The following is a 5,499-nucleotide window of genomic DNA, read 5'->3' as shown; positions in this document are numbered from 1 at the left end:
AGCTAATGTTACAGGTAAAGCAGTTGAGATCAACGCTACTAAAGGTGATGCTTTAATTACAAATTCAGTAGTTAATGCTACTGAAGGAGACGCTAAAGTTGGAGCAGCTAACCTTGCAGCTATTACTAATAGTAATATCAGTGCATTAAATGGCAATGCGAGTATTATTGCTGGCAATGTTGATTTAAATAATGCGAATGTAGTAGGTAAGGCAGTTGAAATTAATGCAACTAAAGGTGATGCTACTATAGTTAATTCTGTAGTAAATGCTACAGATGGAGACGCTAAGATTGCAGCTGTAAATCATGCTGCAATTGTTGGTAGTAATATTACAGCTTTAGCGGGTAATGTAAGTGTTGTAGCTGGTAATGTAACCTTAAACAGTGCGAATGTAACAGGTCTAAATGTTGATGTAAATGCAACTAATGGTTCTGCAACATTAATAAACTCTACAATTAATGCAACTACTGGTAATGCTAAAATAAATGCAACAGAGAATACGACTCTGTTAGGTACAAATATAGAAGCAAAACAAGGTAAAGCAGAAGTTGAAGGTAATAACGTTACTTCAAACAATTCAAATATTACTGGTTTTGATGTAGCGAAATTAAAAGCACGTAACAATTTAGATGCAAATAACACTAATGTTACAGCATTAAATGGTACGGCACTAGTTACAGCAGATAACAATGCAACTGTAACCGGAACTAATGTTCTTTCTCCTAATGGAGATAGTAATGTTATTGCAGGTAACTTAACTTTAGATAATGTAAATGTTACAGGTAAATCTGTAGAAGTTAACGCTACTAAAGGTGACGCTACTATTGCTAATTCAGAAATTAACGCTACAGATGGTGATGCAAAATTAGCTGCTGTAAATCATGCAGCAATTAGCGATAGTAACATTACCGCTTTAGAGGGTAATGCGAGTGTTGTTGCTGGCAATGTGACGTTAAATAATACTAACGTAATTGGTAAAAATGTAGATGTAAATGCTACTAAAGGTTCAGCAACGTTAATTAACTCAAACGTAAATGCAACTACGGGTAATGCTACTATTAACTCTACGGATACAACAACATTAAATGGTACTAATGTTGAAGCTAAACAAGGTGATGCGATTGTTGAAGGTGGCAGTATTAACTCTAATAATTCAAATATCACTGGCTACAATGTAGCTCGTTTAGAGGCTCGTACCGGAGATGCTAATGTTATTAACACTAATGTAACGTCATTAAATGGTAGTGCAGCGATTACAGCTAATAATGGCACCTTAAATCTTGATGGTACTAACGTCACAGCAGTAGAAAATGTAACTTTAGAAGGATCACAAATAGTTATTAATAATACAAATACTTCTTCTGAAAATGGTGATATCATTATGCGCGCAGTAAATGGTACAGCAACCGTTACAAATTCTAAGGCTTCAGCATTAAATGGTAATATTACTGTATCTGGTACTAATGGAACAACAGCTTACAACAATACATTTATTGCAAAAGAGAATGTAAGTATTGGTGAAGGCGGTCATACTAATGTTACAGGTAATAATATTACAGGTAAATATCTGAACACTAATGGTACGACTTCAGAAATTAGAGATAATGTTCTGAATTTATCAGGCGGCTTAAATGCTAATGGTACAGATACTTCTGTAGAAAACCCAGTAATCATTAGTAACAATAAAGGTCTGATTAATACTACTCCGTCGGTAAATGGTCGTTATGATACAGGTAAGATTCTGAGAGATAATCCTGATTTAGTTATTGTTAATCCAATTAATGACGTAACTAATAATGATGCGCGTACTATTCTTGAAGATACTATCTATAAGTATAATGATTGGTTATCACAAAAAGATGGGGTTGATTTACGTTTAGAAGACACTGATCAAGGTACACTAGGTGAAGATCTTGAAAAATTACGTAATGATAATTTTGCAACAGTGAGTGTGAGTCAAATTCCAGCTGGTAAAACAATTGTGGTTGAAGCTCCATCATCATTAATGCTTACTCAATGTAAAGCAGTTATTGATTCGTTAGCTAGCGAGCATAATGTAACTGACGCGGATAGAGATACTTTATCAATTGAGCAAATTATTCGTAAGTACAAATTTAATGCGATAGATTCAGCAAGAATTACTGCAGCATGTACTCAAGTACCTGAAGCTCTAAAAACAAAACCACAGAAGAAATAATGAGTTTTCTTCACTGGAAGCGTCATTTGTAGCTTTAGTCTACTTTATGAATTTAAAATATATAAAACGTCCTCAGGTAAAAAGTTACCTGAGGACGTTTGTATATTTAAAACTTAAAAAATTAAAAATAAAAATTAATTTCTACTTTTGATAAGGCAAAGCCTATAAGCTATAGTTGCAGTTTTTGTGATAAAGAATAGTGATGTTAAGAGGGAAGGATTTTTGTATAAGAGAGTAAGTAAAAGAACAGAGAGTTGTAGCAACTTGATATAATAAATTAATGGTTAGCTATAACATAAGAAATGATTTTATTAGTATTATGTTGTGAAAAATTTTATGGTACAAATGATGCGTAAATTAGAGCAAAATGAAAGAAAAATCGAGAAAGGATGGCCTCATGGCATACTGCAAATCATGAGCATTATAGTTTTGGTTTTTCCATTAGTTGCTAAAGGCACGACGAGTGATACGAATCATCTCTCAACAATTGAGCAAACAATACAAGAAATAGTTTCTTTGTCTACACAAGAGGGATCATTACTTGATTTGATTACAGAAAATAGTAAACAAGGAATTACTTATGTAAAGCAACAAGATAAAGTGATGACGCTTTTAGATTTTGCCAAATATCTGATGCATTATCATGCAATGAGCACTATGTCTTATACAAATGTTGCTGACTATACTAATGAATATCTAGAAGTATATAGTAAAGCTTTTAATTTATGTAGCCAATTAGGAAAAGAAAATATTTATGAGTATGCTACAAGTAATAGTTTGTGGTTAAGTGAACAAACACAAGCTGTTAGTAAAGTATGCTTTCCTGTAATTTATGACATTATCACCTTTCAAGGTGATATTAATGATGCTCGTACTGTAATCTTTCAAGACATTGATGCTGTAGCGCAAAAAATATTAGACAAAGGGAAAAAATATTTAAGTAATAGCTTTTTAAATAATGTAATCGCTCAATCACAAACAATGTTTGAGAAGTATAACTATACAAACCTTGCTCAAAGTTTAGGCTTTACATATAGTGAAACATATTATTTTACTTATCGTGCTGATGTAGAGGCTTTTACGAATCTCCAGATTTATGTTAAAGATCATTTAGGGATTACTTTAACTTTGCCTTAGTAAAGATATTTAAGTATAAGATAGTGAATATATAAGATAATATGAATGTGTAAGCTTGTAGATAAATTTACTTTGTGATAAAAGAAAGTAGCAAACTAAAAGAAGATCTGCAAGTAGTAAAAGAAAGTTTTACTTATGAATAATTTCTTATTGCATAAGTAATAAGCTTGCAAGATTAAACAAAAAGATTATTTTACTCTGTAAGAGCTAAGCAACAGCATAATATATCAAAGCATTTTGCAAAATCTGATTTTTGTTTAATTATGTACGAAACTAAGCATGTGCTAAGGCTGTGCTTAAGGCGTAATAGACGCTAATATTTTATTATTACATCTGTATGAAATTAATTTTTGGTTTACTGTATATTGTTTTAGGAGGTATTACTGGTGTCCTCCCTGTACAGGCAATTACTGCTAATGAGCAGCATGTATTAAATTTACTAAGTAGCCATCGTATAACTTATAGTCAAACAGCATTAGTTTTACAAGCAACTTTAGAAGACTTTGCTGCTACAGAACCGGAAACAACTGCTCAAAGTTTATCTTATGCTTTAGCATCAAATTTAGCGGCTGAGTTTTATCAGTACGCTACGGTGAAGAATAATATCTATGAGAATCATAAGATTACAGAAATAGCGCAATTAATGACAGCTTGTTATCAGGTATATCAAGAGCAAATCAAACCTCAAGTATATAAAGCTTTTAACCAAGAGGTGTTTCAAGCTTGTAAAACCTATTTACCATTATTTGCTCCTTTTGCTTTTCAAGCTGATGATTTACAGATTCTAGTGTTTTTAAGTACAAGTAACATTATTATGGGAATGAAAGCTAATACAAAAGAAAAATTACCAAACAATCTTGTACCTTTGTATCAGTTTAGTAAGAAAGTAGATGCATTACTTGTACGTAAAGAAATGGTAGCCATTCAGCGTCGTTTTCATTTTAAATTTGAATTAACTTATATTGATGTATTAAAGCAAAACCCTGAATCACTATCACAATTGCAAAATATTTTTCAACCATATAAAATCTCGGTATTAGGTATAACTGAGTTGCTACCATCTCGACCGAAAATTGAACAAATAGATGCGAGATCTCATCATATGACCTTTTATAAGCAATAAATCATATAAAGAATTTATCATTGTATGCTCAACCGCAAGGTAAATTTATTCTTTATTATGAATGTGATTTTATTCAAGAAAACTTAATTTAATGAGCTATATACCAAGATATGATGTTGTTAGACATAGTTGATAGATTTGTGAACTGTAGTTGCCGGTTTATATAATTATAAGATTGATTATTTAGATAAGCTGAAGTAAAAGGGGATTATTTATTACATGAAAGATTTATCTTTAGTTGATTCTTTCTTTGTTGGATAAAAACTTTGTACTATATTTTTTACTAGAGGAGCTGATGAAAAAACAATTTGCTAAAAAGAGTTATTTCTCTTTAAATTTATTTACGGTTGGAGGAGTAATGTTACTCAATAGTGTTTCTTGTTTAGCTTATGCTGCAAGTACTACAGCTTCTTCAGCAATAGAGCAGAGATATAGTAATCAAACCACTAGTTTAACCTATGCACAGACACTGGATTATTTAACGCCAGAGGTGATAAATAAAGCTCAAGCTTTGATTAATAAACATTTTTATAATTGGAATTATACCTTTGTAATGTTGAGCACTCTTAACATTACTCCTAATGGAACGGTGCAAGGGTATGATGCTTCGACTTTTGTAGAAAAAGTTATGATCAATGGATTTTACAAAGGAATTAATGGACGTAATCCGATTGAGCTAACAAATAATACATTAAATATTACCGCATATAAGGAATATCAAGATTTATATTTAATTTGTTCTAAGGCATTGCCTTATGTAGATTTAACAGCAAAAATTTTAGCAACGACAGCGGTAAGACCTGATTTTTGTAAAAATATAGTATTTTATTATCAACTATTTATCGAGCCTTTTAATTTAGCTCAACAAAAGAGTTTACAAGCTTCAGCAGTAAAACAATATATTCCAGAATATCGTTGGCGTTTATTGACTTTAGGACGTTTTGGTTTTCAGTATAGTTTACCTACAAAAGAAATTTTACTACAAACTCCTTTAGCTAGATATATAAGTGAATAATCAAAGACCTAGAGCATATGCTCTAGG

General features: G+C 31.6%; 4 protein-coding genes. All 4 read left to right on the top strand.

Going from position 1 to position 5,499, the window contains the following annotated elements; translation table 11 throughout:
* On the top strand, window positions 1-2,197 hold a 2,197-nt coding region (locus CKF58_RS08480; protein ID WP_222987755.1), incomplete at its 5' end, for a beta strand repeat-containing protein.
* Window positions 2,198-2,533: 336 nt separating this feature from the next.
* The gene (locus CKF58_RS06900; RefSeq protein WP_119532316.1) at window positions 2,534-3,334 is read left to right on the top strand and encodes a hypothetical protein; all 801 of its coding nucleotides are present in this window, start codon (window positions 2,534-2,536) and stop codon (window positions 3,332-3,334) included.
* 337 nt (window positions 3,335-3,671) lie between these two features.
* The gene (locus CKF58_RS06895; RefSeq protein WP_119532314.1) at window positions 3,672-4,457 is read left to right on the top strand and encodes a hypothetical protein; all 786 of its coding nucleotides are present in this window, start codon (window positions 3,672-3,674) and stop codon (window positions 4,455-4,457) included.
* A gap of 295 nt (window positions 4,458-4,752) precedes the next feature.
* Window positions 4,753-5,472: a hypothetical protein gene (locus CKF58_RS06890; protein ID WP_119532312.1), complete on the top strand. Its 720-nt coding sequence runs from the start codon at window positions 4,753-4,755 to the stop codon at window positions 5,470-5,472.
* The last annotated feature ends 27 nt before the right edge of the window (window positions 5,473-5,499 follow it).

It is taken from the genome of Psittacicella hinzii (assembly GCF_003585935.1).
GTDB lineage: Bacteria > Pseudomonadota > Gammaproteobacteria > Enterobacterales > Psittacicellaceae > Psittacicella > Psittacicella hinzii.
Note: the sequence above shows the minus strand (reverse complement) of the source record. Positions and strands in the feature narration are given on the sequence as shown.

What these genes read in the sequence shown, in the direction of transcription:
- CKF58_RS06900 (WP_119532316.1), top strand. Translation starts at nt 2,534, where the DNA reads ATGGTACAAATGATGCGTAAATTAGAGCAAAATGAAAGAAAAATCGAG.
- CKF58_RS06890 (WP_119532312.1), top strand. Translation starts at nt 4,753, where the DNA reads ATGAAAAAACAATTTGCTAAAAAGAGTTATTTCTCTTTAAATTTATTT.
- CKF58_RS06895 (WP_119532314.1), top strand. Translation starts at nt 3,672, where the DNA reads ATGAAATTAATTTTTGGTTTACTGTATATTGTTTTAGGAGGTATTACT.